Source organism: Hansschlegelia beijingensis, assembly GCF_045505405.1.
Taxonomy (GTDB): domain Bacteria; phylum Pseudomonadota; class Alphaproteobacteria; order Rhizobiales; family Methylopilaceae; genus Methylopila; species Methylopila beijingensis_A.
Genome location: NZ_JBJKEX010000646.1, coordinates 1 through 798, shown reverse-complemented (window position 1 = coordinate 798; position 798 = coordinate 1). Strand labels below are relative to the sequence as shown.

The 798-nt window shown below is 68.7% G+C and carries 2 protein-coding genes; one reads left to right on the top strand and one right to left on the bottom strand.

The features are described 5' to 3' along the window. Window positions 1-33 precede the first annotated feature (33 nt). Window positions 34-111, top strand: coding sequence for a hypothetical protein (locus ACIKT0_RS19385; RefSeq protein ID WP_407106897.1), 78 nt, complete (start codon window positions 34-36; stop codon window positions 109-111). On the opposite strand, the gene ACIKT0_RS19380 is transcribed toward ACIKT0_RS19385, so the two are convergent. Beyond that, entirely contained in the window at window positions 78-737 is a 660-nt protein-coding gene (locus ACIKT0_RS19380) for a lytic murein transglycosylase (RefSeq protein WP_407106896.1), read from the bottom strand. The two genes, ACIKT0_RS19385 and ACIKT0_RS19380, sit on opposite strands and share 34 nt — an antisense overlap. Window positions 738-798 lie beyond the last annotated feature (61 nt).

The following is a 798-nucleotide window of genomic DNA, read 5'->3' as shown; positions in this document are numbered from 1 at the left end:
GACCTGCTGGCGCGCATCGAGCGCAGCTACGGGGTGGACCGCTACGCGGTGCTCGCCGTCTGGGGCATGGAGACGAATTACGGCGCCTCCATGGGCGGCACGATTTCGTAGCCCCAGGTCTCGCCCGACTTCCAGCCGTGCTTGCGCAGGTAGTTCGCCGTCGAGGCCAGCGCATCCGGAACCGAGGTCCAGATGTCCCGCTTGCCGTCGCCGTCGCCGTCGGCCGCATAGGCCTTGTAGCTGGTCGGCATGAACTGGGTCTGGCCCATCGCGCCGGCCCATGAGCCGATCATCCGATCGGGCGCGATGTCGCCATTCTGCAGGATCTGCAGCGCCGCGATCAGCTCCTTGCGGAAGAACTGCGGCCGCTTCGGCTGGCAGCAGGCCAGCGTGGCGAGCGCCTCGATGACGTTGTGGCCGCCCATGGAGGCGCCGTAATTCGTCTCCATGCCCCAGACGGCGAGCACCGCGTAGCGGTCCACCCCGTAGCTGCGCTCGATGCGCGCCAGCAGGTCGCTCCACTGCGCGTAGTTCAGCTTGCCAGCCGCGATCCGCGTGTCGGACACTTGGGTGTCGATGTACTGGGCGATCGTCAGCTTGAACTCGAGCTGCGTCTGCGACTTGGCGATCGCCTCGGTGTCGAGCCGCACGCCGCGGAAGGCGCGGTCGACCGTGGCGGCGCTGACGCCGGCGCGGGCGGCTCCTTGCGGAAGAACTGCGGCCGCTTCGGCTGGCAGCAGGCCAGCGTGGCGAGCGCCTCGATGACGTTGTGGCCGCCCATGGAGGCGCCGTAATTCG